Source organism: Paenibacillus sp. H1-7, from assembly GCF_022354825.1.
GTDB lineage: Bacteria > Bacillota > Bacilli > Paenibacillales > NBRC-103111 > Paenibacillus_S.
On the sequence record NZ_CP031168.1, the window covers coordinates 5,604,091 to 5,622,367 of the forward strand.

Annotated in this window: 21 protein-coding genes; 4 read left to right on the forward strand and 17 right to left on the reverse strand. The window is 52.0% G+C overall.

What is annotated here, in order from left to right:
- Positions 1 to 111: 111 nt before the first annotated feature.
- The 7 genes from fabG to DVH26_RS24660 all read right to left on the reverse strand — a co-directional run bounded on the left by fabG (position 112) and on the right by DVH26_RS24660 (position 5,563).
- Positions 112 to 852 (reverse strand): 3-oxoacyl-[acyl-carrier-protein] reductase, encoded by a 741-nt coding sequence (fabG, locus tag DVH26_RS24630; RefSeq protein WP_239626509.1) that lies wholly within the window; start codon positions 850 to 852, stop codon positions 112 to 114.
- Between the two features lie 72 nt (positions 853 to 924).
- Complete coding sequence (fabD, locus tag DVH26_RS24635; RefSeq protein ID WP_239635473.1) at positions 925 to 1,851, reverse strand: ACP S-malonyltransferase; 927 nt, start codon at positions 1,849 to 1,851, stop codon at positions 925 to 927.
- Between the two features lie 96 nt (positions 1,852 to 1,947).
- Entirely contained in the window at positions 1,948 to 2,934 is a 987-nt protein-coding gene (locus DVH26_RS24640) for a beta-ketoacyl-ACP synthase III (RefSeq protein WP_275590422.1), read from the reverse strand.
- A 3-nt stretch (positions 2,935 to 2,937) separates the two neighbouring features.
- Positions 2,938 to 3,936, reverse strand: coding sequence for a phosphate acyltransferase PlsX (gene plsX, locus DVH26_RS24645; RefSeq protein WP_239626511.1), 999 nt, complete (start codon positions 3,934 to 3,936; stop codon positions 2,938 to 2,940).
- Positions 3,920 to 4,528 (reverse strand): transcription factor FapR, encoded by a 609-nt coding sequence (gene fapR / locus DVH26_RS24650; protein ID WP_239626513.1) that lies wholly within the window; start codon positions 4,526 to 4,528, stop codon positions 3,920 to 3,922. The genes plsX and fapR overlap by 17 nt, the downstream gene beginning before the upstream one ends.
- 311 nt (positions 4,529 to 4,839) lie before the next feature.
- On the reverse strand, positions 4,840 to 5,013 hold the full coding sequence (gene rpmF, locus DVH26_RS24655; protein WP_028550384.1) for a 50S ribosomal protein L32: 174 nt from the start codon (positions 5,011 to 5,013) through the stop codon (positions 4,840 to 4,842).
- A 40-nt stretch (positions 5,014 to 5,053) separates the two neighbouring features.
- Positions 5,054 to 5,563 (reverse strand): YceD family protein, encoded by a 510-nt coding sequence (locus tag DVH26_RS24660; RefSeq protein ID WP_239626515.1) that lies wholly within the window; start codon positions 5,561 to 5,563, stop codon positions 5,054 to 5,056.
- Positions 5,564 to 5,686: 123 nt separating this feature from the next.
- Here DVH26_RS24660 and DVH26_RS24665 point away from each other — a divergent pair, with 123 nt between their 5' ends.
- Positions 5,687 to 6,922, forward strand: a complete 1,236-nt coding sequence (locus DVH26_RS24665; protein ID WP_239626517.1) for a nucleotidyltransferase — start codon at positions 5,687 to 5,689, stop codon at positions 6,920 to 6,922.
- Here DVH26_RS24665 and DVH26_RS24670 read toward each other — a convergent pair.
- The gene (locus DVH26_RS24670; protein ID WP_239626519.1) at positions 6,919 to 8,025 is read right to left on the reverse strand and encodes a SepM family pheromone-processing serine protease; all 1,107 of its coding nucleotides are present in this window, start codon (positions 8,023 to 8,025) and stop codon (positions 6,919 to 6,921) included. The two genes, DVH26_RS24665 and DVH26_RS24670, sit on opposite strands and share 4 nt — an antisense overlap.
- A 139-nt stretch (positions 8,026 to 8,164) precedes the next feature.
- Here DVH26_RS24670 and DVH26_RS24675 point away from each other — a divergent pair, with 139 nt between their 5' ends.
- Positions 8,165 to 9,466, forward strand: coding sequence for a nucleoside recognition domain-containing protein (locus DVH26_RS24675; RefSeq protein WP_239626521.1), 1,302 nt, complete (start codon positions 8,165 to 8,167; stop codon positions 9,464 to 9,466).
- On the opposite strand, the gene coaD is transcribed toward DVH26_RS24675, so the two are convergent.
- Both coaD and rsmD read right to left on the reverse strand, forming a co-directional pair.
- Positions 9,456 to 9,965, reverse strand: a complete 510-nt coding sequence (gene coaD / locus DVH26_RS24680; protein WP_239626523.1) for a pantetheine-phosphate adenylyltransferase — start codon at positions 9,963 to 9,965, stop codon at positions 9,456 to 9,458. The two genes, DVH26_RS24675 and coaD, sit on opposite strands and share 11 nt — an antisense overlap.
- A 29-nt stretch (positions 9,966 to 9,994) precedes the next feature.
- Entirely contained in the window at positions 9,995 to 10,558 is a 564-nt protein-coding gene (gene rsmD / locus DVH26_RS24685) for a 16S rRNA (guanine(966)-N(2))-methyltransferase RsmD (RefSeq protein ID WP_239626526.1), read from the reverse strand.
- A gap of 459 nt (positions 10,559 to 11,017) precedes the next feature.
- Here rsmD and DVH26_RS24690 point away from each other — a divergent pair, with 459 nt between their 5' ends.
- The gene (locus DVH26_RS24690; RefSeq protein ID WP_239626529.1) at positions 11,018 to 11,707 is read left to right on the forward strand and encodes an SOS response-associated peptidase family protein; all 690 of its coding nucleotides are present in this window, start codon (positions 11,018 to 11,020) and stop codon (positions 11,705 to 11,707) included.
- A 64-nt stretch (positions 11,708 to 11,771) separates the two neighbouring features.
- Here the strand turns inward: DVH26_RS24690 and DVH26_RS24695 are convergent, their stop codons facing one another.
- The 5 genes from DVH26_RS24695 to DVH26_RS24715 are packed head-to-tail and all read right to left on the reverse strand — an operon-like array spanning position 11,772 to position 15,199.
- Positions 11,772 to 12,650 (reverse strand): RNA polymerase sigma-70 factor, encoded by an 879-nt coding sequence (locus DVH26_RS24695; RefSeq protein ID WP_239626531.1) that lies wholly within the window; start codon positions 12,648 to 12,650, stop codon positions 11,772 to 11,774.
- A gap of 39 nt (positions 12,651 to 12,689) precedes the next feature.
- Positions 12,690 to 13,124 carry a DUF350 domain-containing protein gene (locus DVH26_RS24700; RefSeq protein ID WP_239626534.1) on the reverse strand — a complete coding sequence of 145 codons (435 nt, stop codon included), beginning with the start codon at positions 13,122 to 13,124 and terminating at the stop codon, positions 12,690 to 12,692.
- Positions 13,111 to 14,418, reverse strand: a complete 1,308-nt coding sequence (locus DVH26_RS24705) for a glutathionylspermidine synthase family protein (RefSeq protein ID WP_239626537.1) — start codon at positions 14,416 to 14,418, stop codon at positions 13,111 to 13,113. The genes DVH26_RS24700 and DVH26_RS24705 overlap by 14 nt, the downstream gene beginning before the upstream one ends.
- 15 nt (positions 14,419 to 14,433) lie before the next feature.
- Positions 14,434 to 14,718: a hypothetical protein gene (locus DVH26_RS24710; protein ID WP_239626540.1), complete on the reverse strand. Its 285-nt coding sequence runs from the start codon at positions 14,716 to 14,718 to the stop codon at positions 14,434 to 14,436.
- Positions 14,719 to 14,740: 22 nt separating this feature from the next.
- Positions 14,741 to 15,199 carry a hypothetical protein gene (locus tag DVH26_RS24715; protein ID WP_239626543.1) on the reverse strand — a complete coding sequence of 153 codons (459 nt, stop codon included), beginning with the start codon at positions 15,197 to 15,199 and terminating at the stop codon, positions 14,741 to 14,743.
- A gap of 240 nt (positions 15,200 to 15,439) precedes the next feature.
- Here DVH26_RS24715 and DVH26_RS24720 point away from each other — a divergent pair, with 240 nt between their 5' ends.
- The gene (locus tag DVH26_RS24720) at positions 15,440 to 15,949 is read left to right on the forward strand and encodes a Crp/Fnr family transcriptional regulator (protein WP_239626546.1); all 510 of its coding nucleotides are present in this window, start codon (positions 15,440 to 15,442) and stop codon (positions 15,947 to 15,949) included.
- A 52-nt stretch (positions 15,950 to 16,001) separates the two neighbouring features.
- Here DVH26_RS24720 and hmpA read toward each other — a convergent pair whose 3' ends face one another.
- Positions 16,002 to 17,255 (reverse strand): NO-inducible flavohemoprotein, encoded by a 1,254-nt coding sequence (gene hmpA, locus DVH26_RS24725; RefSeq protein ID WP_239626548.1) that lies wholly within the window; start codon positions 17,253 to 17,255, stop codon positions 16,002 to 16,004.
- Between the two features lie 123 nt (positions 17,256 to 17,378).
- The gene (locus DVH26_RS24730; RefSeq protein WP_239626551.1) at positions 17,379 to 18,254 is read right to left on the reverse strand and encodes a GNAT family N-acetyltransferase; all 876 of its coding nucleotides are present in this window, start codon (positions 18,252 to 18,254) and stop codon (positions 17,379 to 17,381) included.
- Positions 18,255 to 18,277: the final 23 nt, after the last annotated feature.

The following is an 18,277-nucleotide window of genomic DNA, read 5'->3' on the forward strand; positions in this document are numbered from 1 at the left end:
TCCATGGTATTATACTTAACTTATGGACAAATTGCCAGAGCAAGCGCAGAGACCGCAGAAAAAAACAATTTTTGCGAATTTTTGCACAATTGCCTGAAAACAATGTTACCCTTACATGTACATACCGCCGTCTACATGAATCGTTTGACCCGTCATGTAGGCCGCATCCTCGGATGCGAGGAAACGGACTGCTTTGGCGATATCTTCAGGCTGGCCAAGTCTTGCCAAAGGAATCTGCTGCAATAGCTGCGAGCGTGTATCCTCCGACAGCTTGTCGGTCATATCGGTTTCGATGAAGCCCGGGGCTACCGCATTGACGGTAATACCGCGGGAAGCAAGCTCCTTGGCGGTCGCTTTGGTCATCCCGATGACTCCGGCTTTGGCAGCCACGTAGTTGGCTTGTCCCGGATTCCCGAGCGCCCCTACTACGGAGGAGATATTGATGATACGACCGTAACGCTGCTTCATCATCGGACGTGTAGCCGCTTTGACGCAGTTGAACACGCCCTTCAAATTCGTGGCGATGACTTGGTCGAATTCCTCTTCCTTCATCCTCATTATCAAATTATCTCTCGTGATGCCTGCATTATTCACAAGAATGTCTACTTTGCCGAATGTTTCCAGAACGATCTTGAACATATCGTCCACTTCCTGCGACGAGCTGACATCCGCCTTGATTTTGACGGCTTTGCGCCCCATCGCTTCAATCAGGCTGACCACCTCGGCTGCCGCGGCCTCGCTGCCTGCATAATTCACGGCAACGTCCGCTCCCGCTTCGGCCAGCGTCAGAGCAATCGCTCTTCCGATGCCGCGGGAAGCTCCTGTTACGAGCGCTGTTTTCCCTGTCAACATGAGGTACCCTCCCTTACAATAGCCATAATAAGTAATGAATAAACCTATTGGAATCCGAAATCGGCCATTGGCCTAGAGCTGGAACTGGTCAATCGCTTCCTTGCTGTTGATGGAAACGACTTTGACAGAGCGGTCAATCTTCTTGATCAGTCCGGCCAGAACGGATCCCGAACCGATTTCCACGAAGGTGTCGACCCCTTGCTCGATCAACCAGGCTACGCTATCTTCCCACAGCACCGAGGAATGAACCTGATCCACCAGGAGTTGACGGATCTCGGCAGGCTCCTGCACAGGTCGGGCAGTCACGTTGGCAACGACAGGGACAGCCGCAGATTGCATGTCGATCTCAGCCAACACTCCGGCCAGACGCTCGGAGGCGGGCTTCATCAGAGAGGAATGGAACGGTCCGCTCACTTCCAGCGGAATGACGCGCTTGGCGCCGATTTCTTTGCCCTGCTCCGCGATAGCTTGTACGCCTTCCTTGCTGCCTGAGATGACAATCTGTCCCGGGCAGTTCAAGTTAGCGAGCTCCACTGCGCCAACCTCTTGAGATACCGACGCACAAAGCTTCTGAAGCGCCTCTCTTTCCGCGCCGAGAACCGCAGCCATTGCGCCTTGTCCGCTAGGTACGGCTTGCTCCATGAACTCCCCGCGGGCACGGACGGTCCGAACCGCATCCTCGAAGCTGAGAACGCCTGCCGCAACCAGAGCGCTGTACTCACCCAAGCTGTGCCCTGCCACATAATCGGGCGCAAGCCCTTTCGCTTTGAAAGCTTCTAAATAAGCAATGCTTGTTGTCAGCAACGCCGGCTGCGTATGATATGTAATTTTTAATTCCGTATCGGGCCCTTCGAAAATAATAGACGACAAAGAATAGCCCAGCGCTTCATCCGCACGTTGAAACAGCTGCTTTGCTGCGGATTCGCTCTCATAAATATCTTTTCCCATGCCTACGGCTTGTGCGCCTTGGCCCGGAAATACGAATGCTATTTTTCCCATCATCTGAGCTCCTTCCTGCCTTATTTTTCCGGCCGATTTACATTTGATGACGATCACCGGCCGGCAAGAAAGCCTGCATTTTATAAATAAGGATGATTACCAAACAATAACCGATGCGCCCCATGTCAGGCCGCCGCCAAAGCCGACCAGCACGATGCAGTCGCCTTCGTTCACTCTTCCTAGCTCCACAGCTTCCGCCAGCGCGATTGGGATCGACGCTGCCGATACGTTGCCGTACTTATCAAGGTTGATCATGCATTTGTCTTCGCTAAGCTCAAGACGGTTCAACGCGGATTGAATAATCCGGATGTTAGCTTGGTGCGGCACGAGCAGGTCGATATCTTGCTTCTCCATCCCCGCTTTGCGCAATGCTTCCTCCGCAGCGCTTCCCATAATCCGTACCGCGAATTTGAACACTTCGCTGCCGGCCATGTAGATGAAATGCTGCTTATTCTCCAAGCTTTGCGGAGATGCAGGACAGCGTGAGCCTCCGCCAGAAATGCGCAGCAGCTCTCCACCGGATCCGTCTGCTCCAAGCTCGAACGATTTGAAGCCGCGGCCTTCCGGCACGGCTCCCAGAACGACGGCACCCGCTCCGTCACCGAACAAAATGCAGGTGTTGCGATCCGTGTAATCGGTAATTTTAGACAAGCATTCCGCGCCGATAACTAACGCATATTTATAAACTCCGGTGGCGATGAAATTGGAGGCATTGGCCAAGCCGTAGATGAAACCGGAGCAAGCTGCCGATAAATCGAATGCAGCCGCTTTTTTCGCACCCAGCTTGTCCTGCAATATGCAGGCGGTCGACGGGAACGCCATGTCCGGCGTAATGGTCGCAACAACGATCAGGTCCAGCTGCTCCGCCGTAATCCCCGCCATCTTCAGCGCTTTAAGCGAAGCTTCATAAGCCAGATCGGACGATGCCTGTTCTTCGCTCACGAGCCTGCGTTCGCGGATCCCGGTTCTTGTGACGATCCACTCGTCATTCGTCTCCACCATCTGTTCCAGATCCTGATTGGTCAACACCCGCTCAGGCACATATTTCCCTGTACCGATAATGCCCACCGGCAATAAGCTCATATGTCACATCTCGCTTCCATTACTAATTTCCTTTGATATGCTTGGAACCAAATCATTCCGGATTGCTGCGCGCGCTTGACGAACGGCGTTCTTAATCGCCATTGCATTCGAGGATCCGTGGCTTTTCAGCATTAGTCCGTCGATACCCAACAGCGGCGCGGCGCCGTGCTCGGCATAATCAAACGACTGGCGAAATTTCATCAAGCCGGGTTTGAGAACAACGGCGGCCAGCTTCGTCATGAAACTCTTGGTGAATTCCGTCTTTAGGGCGGAAAAAATAGTCGATGCCGCACCTTCCAGCGATTTCAGCATGATGTTGCCCGCAAACCCGTCACAAACCAGAACATCGCAAGGTCCGTTAAGCACATCCCGTGATTCGATATTGCCGACAAAATGAACCGGTGCCTTCTCAAGCAGTGCATATGCCGCTTTGGTCAACTCATTGCCTTTCATCGCTTCCGTCCCGACGTTCAGCAGTCCGACTTTCGGCTGAGCTATACCATCGACCTTCTTACGATATATGCTGCCCATAATTGCGTATTGATTCAATTCCTCCGGACTGGAATCCATATTTGCCCCAAGATCCAACGCCAGCATGCCTACGCCATCGATCGTAGGAATCATCGGCGCAAGCGCGGGACGGCTAATCCCTTTCATCCGTCCGACAACCAGAATTCCCATTGTCATTAAGGCTCCGGTGTTGCCTGCGGAGATCATCCCGTCGGCTTCCTTCTCCTTAACCATCCGGCCAGCGACGACCATGGAGGAATCTTTTTTTCTTCTTACCGCCTTAACCGGCTCATCGTCTGCCTCGATGACTTCACCGGCATGACGCACTTCGATATTCGCCGGCTTGTTCCCTGCGAGCAAAGCTTCAATTCGAGCCGAATCCCCCACTAAAATAATGGTCGTATCGTTCCATTCACGAGCCGCTTCCACGGCTCCGGCCACCACGACATCGGGGGCATGGTCTCCGCCCATTGCATCAATCGCTATCCGCATCAGGCTCTCCTCCCTCCGATCGATCTCTTGTTGAATGATAAATAATGAAATTACCTTGAAATACCATTTCTTCTCCAATATAGGTGAACACTTCGACCTTGGCTTTCCCTTTGGAAATAGAGCGGACGTAGGCTTTGGCCACGCATTTCTCCCCGAGCTTGACCGGACGCACGAACCGGATGTCGGCTGCGGCCGTTAACGCGATCTGATCGTTAATCAACGCTACCGCCAAGGAATTCGCCTGAGAAAAAATATGATGCCCGCGAGCAATTTTCGTTCGTGAGAACACATGCTCCTCGCGGATTTCGAACATGGAAATACCGCTCTTGTCCAGCTGCAGATCAATGACATCACCAATAACTTCATGCAGCGGCAAAGAACGCACTTGATCGTACGATTGCTCCGCCATCAGTTTCATCCGTTCACGCAGCTCCGGAATTCCGAGCTCCAACCGGTCCAGTCTGATGGTCTGAATACTGACCTGAAACAAACGCATTAAATCTTCATCCGTTATAAATGGGTTTTGCTCAATGGCTCCGGCCAGCTGCTGCTGGCGCTGTCGTTTAGGAAGGCGCTCGATGTCGGACACCACCTTTACCGTAATTAGTATTTATCCAGCGATCCGTATTTGATCGGTACTATTTATAATTCTCGGTCTGCAAGCGCAAGGACGACACTCCATCTATATCGATGAGTCTCGAAGACTCGATATCACTTTATCTTATGACCAAGTAATATGAGATAGTATAATGGATTACAACTGAAAAGGAAAGCAGAAATTGGCTTACTAGCTGCTTTTGACGCATGGTTCCAAGCGACAGGATGCGTACAAACTGCGCTGCCTTGCCGAAAAAAATAGCACTTCACCGTCAGATGAAGTGCTACCGCCTAGTTTACAATAAACTATTGCTTGATGATCTCTCTTTTTTTGTAAGATCCACACACTTTGCAAACGCGGTGAGCCAATTTCAATTCACCACAGTTGTCACACTTTACCATGCCTGGAACTACTAATTTAAAGTGAGTACGGCGCTTGTCGCGACGTGTCTTGGATGTTCTCCTTTGAGGTACTGCCATATTCCCACCTCCTTCAACGAATTCAACCTGTCCAACGTACTTATTGCTTAAAGAAATCCGCCAGCCCGGCAAGTCTAGGATCGGTTGAATCCTGCTTGCAGCCGCAAGCATGCTCGTTGCGGTTGGTTCCGCATACGGGACATAGCCCTTGGCATTCTTCCTGGCACAGCGGTACGTACGGTAATGCCACCAGTACATTCTCAATCAAGTAGGGCATCAACTCTATCTTCTCATCCGTTACGAAATGAATATCTTCATCCTCGTCATCCGGTTCCGATTCATCTGCAGCTAACGCAAACGTTTCATGAAAAGGAATTTCCAGCCTTTGCTTCACCGGCTCCAAGCAGCGGGAACATGGTTGCTCTACATCAATACTCAGTACTCCGGTCACCTCAGCCGCTCCGTCATCATGACGGGCCTGCAGTTGAACCTGCAGCGGGCCGAAGCTGAGCAGATCGGTACGGTTCTTCAAAACATCGGTCAAATCGACGGTTTCATCGAAATGAACCGTGTCCGCTTTGTTCGCCAATTCTTTTAGTCGAATGAACACGTGTATCACCCCAAACAAACAAAGATTATTATATCTATAGTTCTTCTATTTTGTCAACATTTTCAGTTCATGCTATAGTGAAAATAGATGAAATCATTGCCAAATTGTGTACAAGGAGACCCTATGAAAACCGTCGGGCTGATCGTCGAATACAATCCACTGCATAACGGACATTATTATCATTTCCAACAATCGAAAAAGGTATCGGGCGCCGACGCCGCCGTAGCCGTCATGAGCGGCCATTTCCTGCAGCGTGGCGAGCCGGCCATGGTCAACAAGTGGGCAAGGGCTGAAATGGCCCTGCGAATGGGCGTCGACCTCGTTCTTGAGCTCCCGGTAGCCTACTCGGCTCAGCCGGCGGAATGGTTTGCCTACGGTGCGGTCTCCGCCCTGGATGCTGCAGGCGTTGTGGATACGCTGTGCTTCGGCAGCGAGAGCGGCGACATCTCCTGGCTGCATCGGGTTGCCGACGCCGCAGCGGAGGAATCGGCGGGCTTTCAAAGCCTGCTGCAGCAAGAGCTCAAAGCGGGGCTCCCCTATCCGACAGCGTACAGCAGAGCTGTGGCGCAGTATGTTCCGGGGACCGCGGAGTCCGAGCTGGCCCAGCCTAACAATACGTTAGGCCTTCATTATCTCATTGCTTTGAAGCGGCTGCAAAGCCGGATTGAGCCGCTGACGATTACGCGGCAGAAAGCCGGATACAACCAGTCGGACATTACGGACAGCCAAATTGCCAGCGCCACGGCGTTGAGGCATATGCTGTTTGAGCGGATGACGCTGGAGGAAATAGCTCCCTACGTTCCTGTCGGCACTCTCGACGTGCTGCGAAGAGAATGGGCCGCAGGCAAGGCTCCTGTCCGGTGGGAGCATTTTGCCAAACCGCTGCTGGTTCAGCTGCTGAATCATTCGGCGGAGCAGCTCGCAGAATTTCACGAGGTAGGCGAAGGACTGGAGCACCGTATCAAGCAGGCGCTGCCGTCCCTTTCAATCGATTCAACCAACGTTGTAGAAAGCCTGGTCGGCCTGCTGAAAACCAAGAGATATACCCGGACAAAGCTGCAAAGAACGCTGCTCCGCATCCTCTTGAATCATAAGAAGCCGCAGCTCGCTCCCGCGGTTCTGGCGCAAGGAGCCCCTTACTTACGCGTTCTCGGGTTTACAAGCACAGGACAGGAGCTGCTGCGGAGGATGAAAAAAACGGCCAAGGTTCCGGTCGTCACCAAGGTAACGTCATTATCCGAGCCTTCGCCGCTGTTGCAGCTCGATATTCAAGCCACTTCCGTTTACGCCCTCGGCTGCCGGACGGCGTCGGAGCGCGATTTGTTCCGCGACTATTACGAGCCGCCTGTCAGGGGTTAGCTAGCCTTGTCTTCCTTGGGAGACAATGTATTCAAATAGTTCAATGCATCATCCACGGTTCCTACAGGGACGATTTTCATTGCCGTATGAATTTCCTCCGCCCGCTTCACTGCATCGGTATAATTTTTAATAGTTTGCCCATCCGGGGACACATAATCTTTCGGCGCAAAAAAGATTTCCGCACCCGCTTTATCCGCTGCGATGATTTTATGCTGAATGCCGCCGATGACACCTACCGTGCCTTTCTCGTCAATGGTCCCCGTGCCGGCTATTTTGTGGCCCTTCGTTATATCCTCGGGCAACAGCTTGTTAATGATCTCCAGCGTGAACATCAAGCCGGCAGACGGTCCTCCGATATCGCCGGCCTTGATTTTGACCTGCCTGGTCTCATCCTCCGCCTTCACGCTCTGCACATTGGCCGGCACGATGCCGAGGCCGGCTCGGCGCGCTTGCGGCTTATCCGCCGCCGTTCCCTCGTCAGCGGGAAGAGCAGCCAGAGCGATGGAATCGGTCTTGGTTGCTTTTTTCCGTTTATAAGTAACCGCGACGGTGTCTCCCGCCTGCTTGTTCTTGAGCAGCGCCTGCAGCTCTTCCTTGGTTTGAACCGCCGTATCGTCGATCTTAACGATATAATCGCCCGGCTTCAATATTTGTGACGCAGGATAATCCTTGAATACCTGGACGATGAGAATGCCGTCTGTAGTAATTTTATAAGGAATCGACAACTTATGGTAGGCCGCCTGGATCGCGCTCGACTGGGAGGTTAGCATATTGACCTCCTGTCTTTGCGAATATTCCTGCTCCGTCTCGTCCTTTTGAAGCAGCTCGCTTTTTAGGTGAAGCTCCTCAAACGGGCGGACGAAGGACAACAGGTAGCTGAATACCGTCGCATCGCTGACACGAACCGTAGTCAGCATAAACACGCCGTGATCCTGCGAATCATTTTGTTTCACTTGAACCATAGGTTGAATGTCTTCAGCGGTTCCTGCCGAAAAAATAAAAAGCGGCAGCGGCAAAAAATAGATGCCGTAAACCAGTGCAATAGCAATGAACACCGAGACGACAATTCTCGATGCCCGCTTCATATGCCTCGTGTCTTCCATGCTTCTCCCCCCTTTAAGCCCCCTTAAGCCCTGCCTCGATGCGGGCACTGCCTTATCTATAGGTTGACCTGCTTGGTCTAAACCATTCGGACAAAGCGTAAACATGTACCATTCACCCTCGAATCGGAGTTGGTACCTTATGGCTGGTGTAAAACCGTTATCCCCACAGCGCCTTACAACTTTATTATTCGGTTGTCTGGCTCTGCTGCTTGTAGTATGTATTATTTTGTTCCCTGATCAGGCGTTCAAGTCATCGCTTCAGGGATTGACGGTTTGGTGGAAACTTGTGTTTCCCGCCCTGCTCCCTTTTTTCATCGTAACTGAAATCATGAGGGGCTTAGGCGTTCTGCATGCGCTCGGAGCCTTACTGGATCCGTTGCTGCGGCTGCTGTTCAAGCTGCCGGGTATTGGAGGATGGGCCATTGCCGTCGGCTTCACGGCAGGAGCGCCCTCCGGAGCCGCCGCAGTGGGAGCCATGCGCAAAGATAATCTCCTTAGCCGCGACGAAGCCGAGAGATTGCTTACGCTCAGCCACGTGCTTAGTCCCGTATTCCTCATCACCGTTGTCGGCGTAGGCTTCCTGCAAGATGCACAAAGCGGGCTTATGCTCGGCATACTCCATTACGGTTCGGCCATTCTTGTCGCGCTTTGGCAGCAATTCCGCGGCTCAAGGCAGCCCTTGCAGCCGGACATTGTCTCCAGCAGGGCGGTTCACGATGTAATGTATGCCAACTACGGTCTGCTGAACCGCAGCATCATCGCTTGGCGGAACGCCCAGGCCAAAGACGGCCGAACCTTCGGCAAGCTGCTCGGCGATTCCGTCAGTAATGCGGTTCAACAGCTTATGGCCATCGGCGGTCTTATGATGATGTTCTCGGTTATCGTTAACGCCGTTTCTTTAAGCCAGCTGCTATCTGTGTTCAGCCTTGCCTTATCGGCATCCGGGATCGTCTCCTCCCAAGAGAGCGAGGCCTTCTTGTCCGCTCTGCTGCCGGGACTGTTTGAAGCTCATATCGGAGCTTACTCGATGACTCAAAGTCCGGCTTTCACCGATACATGGCAGTACGCCATTCTCAGCGCCTTGTTCGCCTGGGGCGGACTGTCCACCCATGCACAGGTCAAAAGCTTCACATTAGGCACGGATATCCGCTATACTTCATTTTTAAAAGCGCGGGTTCTTCATGCCGTTACAGCATTTGTATGTACAGGCATTCTATGGAAGCCGCTTAACGGAGCGCTCAACCTGACGTTGCCCGTCTGGATGCCGAATCCCACGGCAGGAATGCCGGCCCATTCGCAATGGAGTCTTCACGATGTAAACCTATGGCCGCTCCTTAGTCCCACTATGCTCTGGTTTAGCGGAATCCTGCTGTTAATGCTGCTATTGTCCGTGTTTATCGCCTTTGCGTTCCGGAACCATCACCGGAGCACTAGAGAATAACGTCCGCATATTTGACCAGCAGCGCCTTCTCCACCACTTCAGGCACCAGATCGTTAACGGGGCCGTGAAAACGGGCTATCTCCTTGACGATGCTGGAGCTTAAATAAGAATATTGCGGCGTCGACGTCATGAAAAACGTTTCAAAATTTTCGTCCAGCTTCCGGTTGGTCGATGCCATTTGCAGCTCGTACTCGAAATCGGATACCGCCCGCAAGCCGCGGACAATCAGATGAGCATCCTTTTGTTTCATATAGTTAATAAGCAGATCCCGAAAGCTGTCGATTTCGACATTCGGCAGATCGCTTGTCACTTTACGCAGTAGATCGGTCCGTTCTTCCACTGTGAAGAGCGGGTTTTTGCTTGTATTGTTCAATACGGCGACGATCAGTTTATCGAATACTTTGGCCGAACGGTGTATGATGTCCAGATGCCCGTTGGTCACCGGGTCAAACGTACCTGGATAGACGGCAATTTTCATTCCGAAATGTTCTTTAATCATTGTGTCAACTCCTCCGACTAGTGCGGTAACTATTGCTCTTGCGAACTATTTTTGTAAATCGTAACCGCCGTATCGCCATATTCGGCTCTACGCGCCCATTGCAAACGGCCGATCGGACCGTCGTAAGCATCCTCGGCATCGTGTTCCACCACAATCGTGGCATGGGGGTTCAGCATATTCCCTTGATCAAGCTGTTCCATCAGCTCGCGGATGACCTTCAGCCGGTAGGGCGGATCCAAGAAAACGAGGTCGAATTTGGCCTCCCTTTTCATTAACGCCTTCAGTGCCCGCGCGGCATCGTTACGGTACAGCTCCGCTTGCTCCGTAAATCCGGCAGCCTGCAAATTGTGCCGAATGGTGTCGATGCTCTTCTTGTCCACATCGGTTAAAACCGCCCGCTCCATCCCTCTGCTGAGCGCTTCGATGCTTAGTCCTCCGGTTCCTGCAAATAGATCCAGCACTTGCCCGCCGTCAAAATACGGCCCGATCATGCTGAAAATAGCCTCCTTCACCTTATCGGTAGTAGGCCGCGTTCCCATGCCCGGAACGGCCTTAAGCGGCCTTCCTTTGGCACTCCCTGATATGACTCTCATTTATGCCCACCTTCTACTGGATAGTACTGCTATCGTACCACAAACGGAAAGTTTTGCACAAAATTTTCTGACAAGCACGTATAGATTCCTCGAAATGTGTCCATCCTTATATCATCGACATCCGAAAATGTCGTAGACAACCGCGGAGAAGACTTACGTTCCCCATAAGCTCTTCGTCCGGTTTCTCCTCTCCCATGAATGGGCCTCGTCGCGAGACGGGGCCCGATTTATTTTGTCCTCATATTAAAAAATCCCTGCTTCGTCGATGGCAGCCGACAGCAGGGATAAACGTGATATATGTTGAATGTGGGATCAACGTAGTTTAGTGTAATAAACTTAGATTAAAAGCAAATGAATGAAACCTTAAAATAAGCTGAAAGCCGCATGGTAACTTTTTCCGGCGCATGAAGTTGGCATAAAATACAAATACTGCTCAAAACAGCAGAGGAGCTTACGAACATGTGCGACCGATTTATACTTCATGCCGACCTGGATGAGTTAAACGAGCGTTACGGCATTACCCGTGCGCTTTCCTATTATTCCCATCAAAACAACCGGATGCCGAATGAGTCCATAGCAGCGATTACGCAAAAAGACAACGTGCGCACGCTCGATGAGTACCGCTGGGGGCTGATGCCTTTCTGGGCGCGCGATTCGGTTTTGGCGGACAATCTCAATGTATTCCGAAACCGCGCGTTCGATTACCTCGTCAAAAGACAGCGCTGCGTTATTCCCGGCAGCAGCTTCGACCGCGTCACTTGGCTGAATCCGAAAAAGGAAGCCGTCGATCGCTATATCGCTCAGGATGGACGGACTTTCGCCATGGCCGGCGTTTATGATGTATGGAAAGGTTCGCTTGGCGAGGAGCTGAGGACTTGCACCATCGTTACCAGGAAACGGACGGATGACGACACAGGCAGCGAAGTGCGTGTGCCGATTCTTTTTGATGAAGAGCAAGTAGAGGCATGGCTTGATCCGAAAAGGTTCGATAAGACAGCTCTGATGCATTGGCTTGAATCCATTCAATCACCCCAATTTCAGAAGCTCCCTGTCTCTTTGTGGGACCGTGCGGACGGCCTGGAGGGCCTAGACGGAGAAGCCCTAGGTACCGGCACTATTTCTGCGCAGCCCCGGATCGCGAAGCCGTAAAGAGAGATACCTCAATGCTACTCTTACACTACAAGCACAAAGACCCGCTCCTGGCGGGTCTTTGTCATGCATTGAGAGCATCGGCAATAGCTTCGAGCTTATCCGGGTTGCTGATGAAATAAATCGACTGAATGGTTCCGGCTTCATCTGCGGCTCCGAAGCAAATGACAGATTTGGCTTCACCGTTCCGAATCAGCAGCAGCCCTGGCTCGCCGTTTACGTGAGCTTGCCGGAGATCGCCGGCGAATGCGCCTTTGCCGTATATTCCTTCCAAGAAGGCTTGAATGCGTGCTTTACCCGCAATCGGATGTATGGCGGAACGGACTTTCCCTCCGCCGTCGCTGACCAATGTCGCCTGCTCCACAAGCATCCGGACGAAAGGATCGAAATCGCCGGTATGGACGGCCCGGAGAAAAGCATTGACGAATGGTGCGGTTCCTTGACCGTCCCAGATAGCTTTGCTTAGGTCCGGTTTCATTTTTTGCTTGAGGCGGCTCATCATTTTTCGGCAGCTCACCTCGGACTTCTCGAGAATATCGGCAATCTGCGCGTAATCGTAATCCAGTACCTCCCTCAGCAGGAATACCGCCCTCTCCACGGGAGATAATTGCTGAAGCATGACCAGAAGGGCGTAAGACAGCGTTTCATCCCGGACTACCTTTTCCTCGGGAGTTTGCATCACTTCAATATCCGGTTCGGGAAGCCATGGACCTGTATATACTTCCCGCTGATGGCGATGAGACTTCAAATAATTCAGGCAGCGGTTCGTTACCCCTTTGACCAAGTAAGCCTTCATATTCAGTATCTCATCCACCTTCGCGCTTTGAAGAGCTACGAACGTATCCTGCATCATATCCTCGGCATCGCTTTTGGTCCCGAGCATCCGATAGGCGATGGAGAACAGCAGCCGTTTATATTCCAGATAGATCACATCTATCTCCATAGATCGTCCACTTCCTGCTTCCCGGCTTCACGGGAATGATTAATAGCTGATTAGCGATGCCAGCAATAGACCGGTGGCGATGCTTAAGCAGAAGGAAAACAGTCCGACCGAAACGTTCCCTTTCGGAATTTCCTTCAATACTCGGAAAGGCGTCAGCAGCTCAAACAGATAAAATACAATCACTTGAAACGCAATGCCGACCAATCCCCAAATTACCAAATCAATCAAACCGAGAGAATGGTAAACAGCCGAAGCGAGCACTATCGTTTGCCCCAATATTTTACCGCCCAAATCGTACGCCGCCGCACGGGCAGCATTCGCTTTTACCGGGTCACTCAAATCCCCGCCGTCACGAATCAGCTTAAACTCGCTGTAGGGTGTTGTAAAAATGAAGAACAGCAATCCCAAGCCAAGCAGCGGTACGGTAACGCATAAATAAATGAGAAAATTAACAATCGAATCAAACTGTGCCATTGGTTAACCCCTTTCCTTCTTCCCAAAAGCCTGACGGCAAATAATAAGAGATATTGTTCGTGATGTGTCCACCCACTCTGGAGATTACAGCTGAAGGCCGGCCTCCAATTAAAAAGCAGCCCCAAAGCTGACGTCCGCTGGTCCACCCTTTCAATGTTTCAATCTCGATGGAAGGCAGTTCTATGTACTGTTGATATACCATTGGCTGCTCCATGTACTCCTGTTCGCCGCTGTGGTCGATCGTATGACCATCCCCATCAATGATGGAGACCCCGCTGCCTTCCCGCCCGTAAATCGGCTTCACAACATAAGGGATGTTTCTGTCTGCAAACCGGTTCTCGAGGTAGGTAGGGAGCATGTATGCCTCGATCCATTCGTGCTCCTCATCCGTATAAAATTGCCCCGCTTCGTGCAAATTCCAGATTAACGCCTGGAGCGCTTTCGTCTGAGCGGTAAAGCCGGAAGGAGGATTGATCACAGCCAGCTTTCGTTCGGCAATGAGCCTCAGCACATGCTCTCCCGTCGGATAACCGTCTTCATCCCGGTCTTCCGCCAATTTTTCCAGAGCGTGCAGCCGATACCAAATATCAACCGGCTTCAACGGCCCGTCAGCTTGCTGAACCCACAGCCGGTCGTCCATAACCCTGAGATCGGACAACGCAGCAAATTCGGAAGCGAGACCGGACTGGCGGAGCAAATATCGGGTCGTGCCGGCATCCTCTTCATGCCAATCCAAAGCGCTGAAGATAATATGCCGGGTACTGTAACCGGACGCCCGATAAGCTTCAACCGCTTGCCCGAAAGCTTGCTTAATGGCGGACCAGCAATCTGCGTTAGGATCCTCCGCTCCATAAGCGCGGCACACTTCCCCGTTGACGTAAAACGCTTCGACGATACCTGTAGGGGTATCGCTGTTAAACTCAAGCATTTTGATCTTCTGCCCGTTCACGGCAAAATCAAACCGCCCCACCACAGTCGGTGCAGGCATAGACGGATCCAGGCTAACGCGAATCGCATCGAACGCTGACCGTGGAAGTCCGAGCTCCTCCAGCAGGGAATCGTCGGAAAGCTGAACGATCTGCACCGTTTTGGCAAAAAGCTGACCGAGCCTATCCGCAGCCTGATGCATACGCTGATGGAGCGTTCGGTCCAACCGGTAAAGACCCGCTAACGCATATTCCTCTCCGTACATGGAGTCCCATGTAAACGTGCCTTCGGCACGAAGCGTGCCGTAAATGGCCTCCCGCCGCTCAGCGTAGGAACGGTCATGCTCGTTGCTGTCCAAGTAAACCATAAATGTCCTCCCGCCTCATCCCGAACTGGAGCCGCTGCTGCTCCCGATTCCGCCATGGGAGGAGGAGCCTTGCGATATCCCCGATGAGCCGCTCACTGTTCCTGATTTGCCGGAGGAGGATCCACCCCGGTAATAACCGCTGGATGAAGTGCTTCCGCTGCCGTTATCGCAGTAGCCGTCGTTATTTTGATCGACGCAGTTCGAATTGGCCGCCGAGTTGGAGCACCCTGTCGCTGCTACAAGGGCTGTAGCCACGAATAAAGTGACCAGTTTATGCGTCTTCCCTTGTTTTTTTTCCAAGTTGGCTTTCCTCTTTTCTAAGTTATTGATATGGATCCGATTCTACCGCATAGTAGACGAACGTTTCCCGGTCCTCGTCAATCTCGACCGACGTTTTGTACCATTCCTTGCCTTCCGCATACAAATAGTTCGCCTGCAAATACAGCATAGCTTCAAGGCTGTCAGGCAGCACAAACGTGTGAACCAGACGGTAATCGGCCCCGAATTTCTTGTATTCGCGAAGCTCCAGAGTCAGACCATGCAGCCCGTTGGTTCGCGGACTACCCCACGGCATCGTTCTCTCGTCATTGGCCTGCTTTACATAAATAACATAGCATGAATCCTCGACTGCGCATGACGTTTTCTCATAAACAACGCCTTCCTTGACGAAATAATCGCATGCGAACCGCAGGGCCGACTCTTCCCTTCCCATACGGTCGTAGTAGTACAGCAGAGGGAATTCCCCGCCCTCCTGGTACAATCGGTATTCCAATCGCGCCACAATGCAACGCTCCCTTCCCGGTGCTTTATCGTTTTATGAAAAGACTGTTAAGTAATACGCGGCAATTTCGGAAAAGGTGCGTAGTCCATTGCTCCCAATTTTATGGTAACGCAGACGTCCCAGATGTCAATACAATTATTACTTACATTGCTGCCAAAGGGTTGTGAAAGGAAACACCTGCCATGTGAGCCGATGGACGAAGCTCGTAGTAGCATGCTATGATACCTCAGAGGTGAGCTCATGATCGTACATAAAGGCGAAGTGCTGTTCCGCCAAGGGGAGACCGGTCCGCTCTTCCATATAAAAAGCGGCTTGTTCAAAATTATGAGGGTGCATGAGGACGGAAGCCCGTTTCTGGTCAATATTGTAGTGCCGGGAGAAACCATCCCCCACCATTCGTTAATCAGTCCGAAGGATTACCATGGAACGGCCATTGCGCTCGTGCAGAGTGAAGTGGAGGTGATTTCCCCCAGGGAGTGGTATGAAAGCCTCGAGCAGGATCCGGTCAAATGCCGTGACATTGCGCTGCTGCTTCAAGGAAAGCTGAGGATGATGCAGCAAAGAATCGATCAATTAACCGTGGTCACTCCTGCCGAAAAGCTGGAGAAGCTTGAAGTCTGGTTTGCCGATTACATCACGGACATGGCTTTAACCGATATCCTGACGCAAGAGGAAATCGGGCAGCTGATCGGAATGAGGCGCGAGACCGTAAACCGGCTGTTACGAAATAAAACAAAGTCCCCCCGTTGATTAACATAGGCTGGCTTTCGCCATACGTAATCGGTGGAGAGACTTTGATTTTTTATGCTTGCAGCACTGGATCCGTACCTTCTACCGCTTCTTCCAGGCTGCCGGAAGGTCCGAAAAATTCGTAATGGATATGGTCAGCAGGGACGCCCCATTGTTTCAATGCACGGTTCATTGCTTTCATGAACGGAACGGGACCGCAGAAATAGAAGACGGCATCCGGACCCGGAGCAACCGATTGCAGCCAGTCCAAATCAATATAGCCTTCCTTATCATAGCCGCCTTCCATCCGGTCCGCCGCCGTAGGCGTCTGGTAGCATACATAAGCTTGAACCTGTTCATTACGTTCAGCCAAATCGGCTACATGCCTTTTCATTGCATGAGTCGAACCGTTCTGAGCCGCATGGATAAAAGTAACCGGCTGTTGAGGCTTCGTCTCAACCAGTGTATTAAGCATACTGACCATAGGCGTCAACCCGACCCCGCCGCTGATCAGGACTATCGGTAGAGAGCCTGCGTCTTTCAACGTGAAGCTTCCTGCCGGAGCAGTAAGCTCCAGAACATCTCCAGCAGAGATGCGGTCATGCAAGTAGGTCGACACGATCCCTTCCGGCTTCTGTGCGTCGGCAGCCTCGCGTTTCACGGTAATCCGGTAATACGGTCTTCCCGGGGCATCCGATAAGCTGTACTGGCGAATATGAACGTTGGCTTGCCCTGGAATCGATAGCCGAACACTCACATATTGTCCAGGTTCGAAACGAGCCAACGCTCCTTGGTCTTCAGGGACAAGATAAAAAGAAGTAATAACGTCGCTCTCTTCTTCCTTGCGCTCTACGACGAATCGTCGGAAGCCTTCCCAGCCCCCCGGCTGTTTCTCCGCCTGCTCATACATCTCCGCTTCCACTTGAATAAAGGCACCTGCAATAACGCCATACGCTTCTCCCCAAGCGTTCAGAATCTCATCTGTAGCCGCATCTCCCAGAACTTCTTTAATCGCTTCCAGCAAAGTTTGCCCTACGATAGGATAGTGCTCCGGTTTAACGCCGAGGCTCCGGTGTTTTTGGCCGATTTGTTTAACTACGGGCAGGATGGCGGCCAAATTATCGATATGAAGCGCCGCTGCATATACCGCGTTGGCCAATGCCGTCTGCTGGCGTCCCTGCTTCTGATTGGCATGGTTAAACAGGTTCAGCAGCTCCGGATACCTTGTAAACAGCAGCTCATAAAACCGTTTCGTTATTGCAGTTCCGTGAACCTCCAAAACGGGTACCGTCGATTTAATGATTTGTATCGTTTGCTCCTTCAGCATAAGATCGCCCTCTTCTTTCTAGTTTCGTTTGCTCACAACTACAGTGTAAACAAGAGGGCTAATGGAGCTTGTGATTCTCGTCACATCGAATGAGACGGTTTTGTGACACGGTGCAGGGCGAGTTCAGCTTGTGCAGCCTGCCTCTCGCTCAATCACATAATGTATCGATTCGCCATCCCGCTGCAAGCTTGTTATCCTATAGCCTGCATTTAACAGCGGAACTAGTGCTTCACGCAAGGCGAACCGCCATTCCTTCGCCAATTCTGGGTTTTCACGCAGCAGCAGCTGAATGGACGGAGGCACCGCAACACGATATCCCTGCTGTCCGGCTTCAAAAGAATGCTTCTCCGGAGCCCCTTGCGCCGTAATGCTTACTAACTTGGACAAGCCCTCAGCATCAGGTACAGCCGGTTTCCTGCCATCCAACGCGCCGATAACCCGTGACGATTGCAAATCCCATTCAAGCACGAGCCGGTCCATCGGGATGCCGCGTCTGCTTTCACCATAGTAGGACTCTACATAGCTTGCGGCGGTGCCGCCCAGCTTGCACACATTCAAATAAGCGTTGCGAGATTCCAATGGATCGTAAGTCCACACGATTTTTTCATATCCGTTCCTAATCGCCCATTGTCGCTGCTCCAGCTTCAGCCGCATACCGATCCCTCGATCGCGGTATTCCGGGAGAATGCCGAGCATATGGGAGCACAAATAAGCTTTTCCCGCTGCCGCTGAATAGTCAGGAAAGCTATAGCTGAAGCCGACCGCCTGCTCCCGATGATACGCAACAAGCAAACATCCGCCGTTGCGGATAATCGCCATCATTTCGGGGAAAGCGGTAACGGCCTCATTTCCCCAGATCGTTTGCTGCAGCTGTCCCGCCTGCTTTATCATGGGCACGTCTATCGGCTCCGCTGTTTTGTATTCTATATCTGCCAGTAGCTTCGACATCATAATCTCCCCGCTCTCCGCTGATTTTTCCAGCTGCTGCGTACCGTGCATTGCCTTGCCCTGCCTTGTCGGAT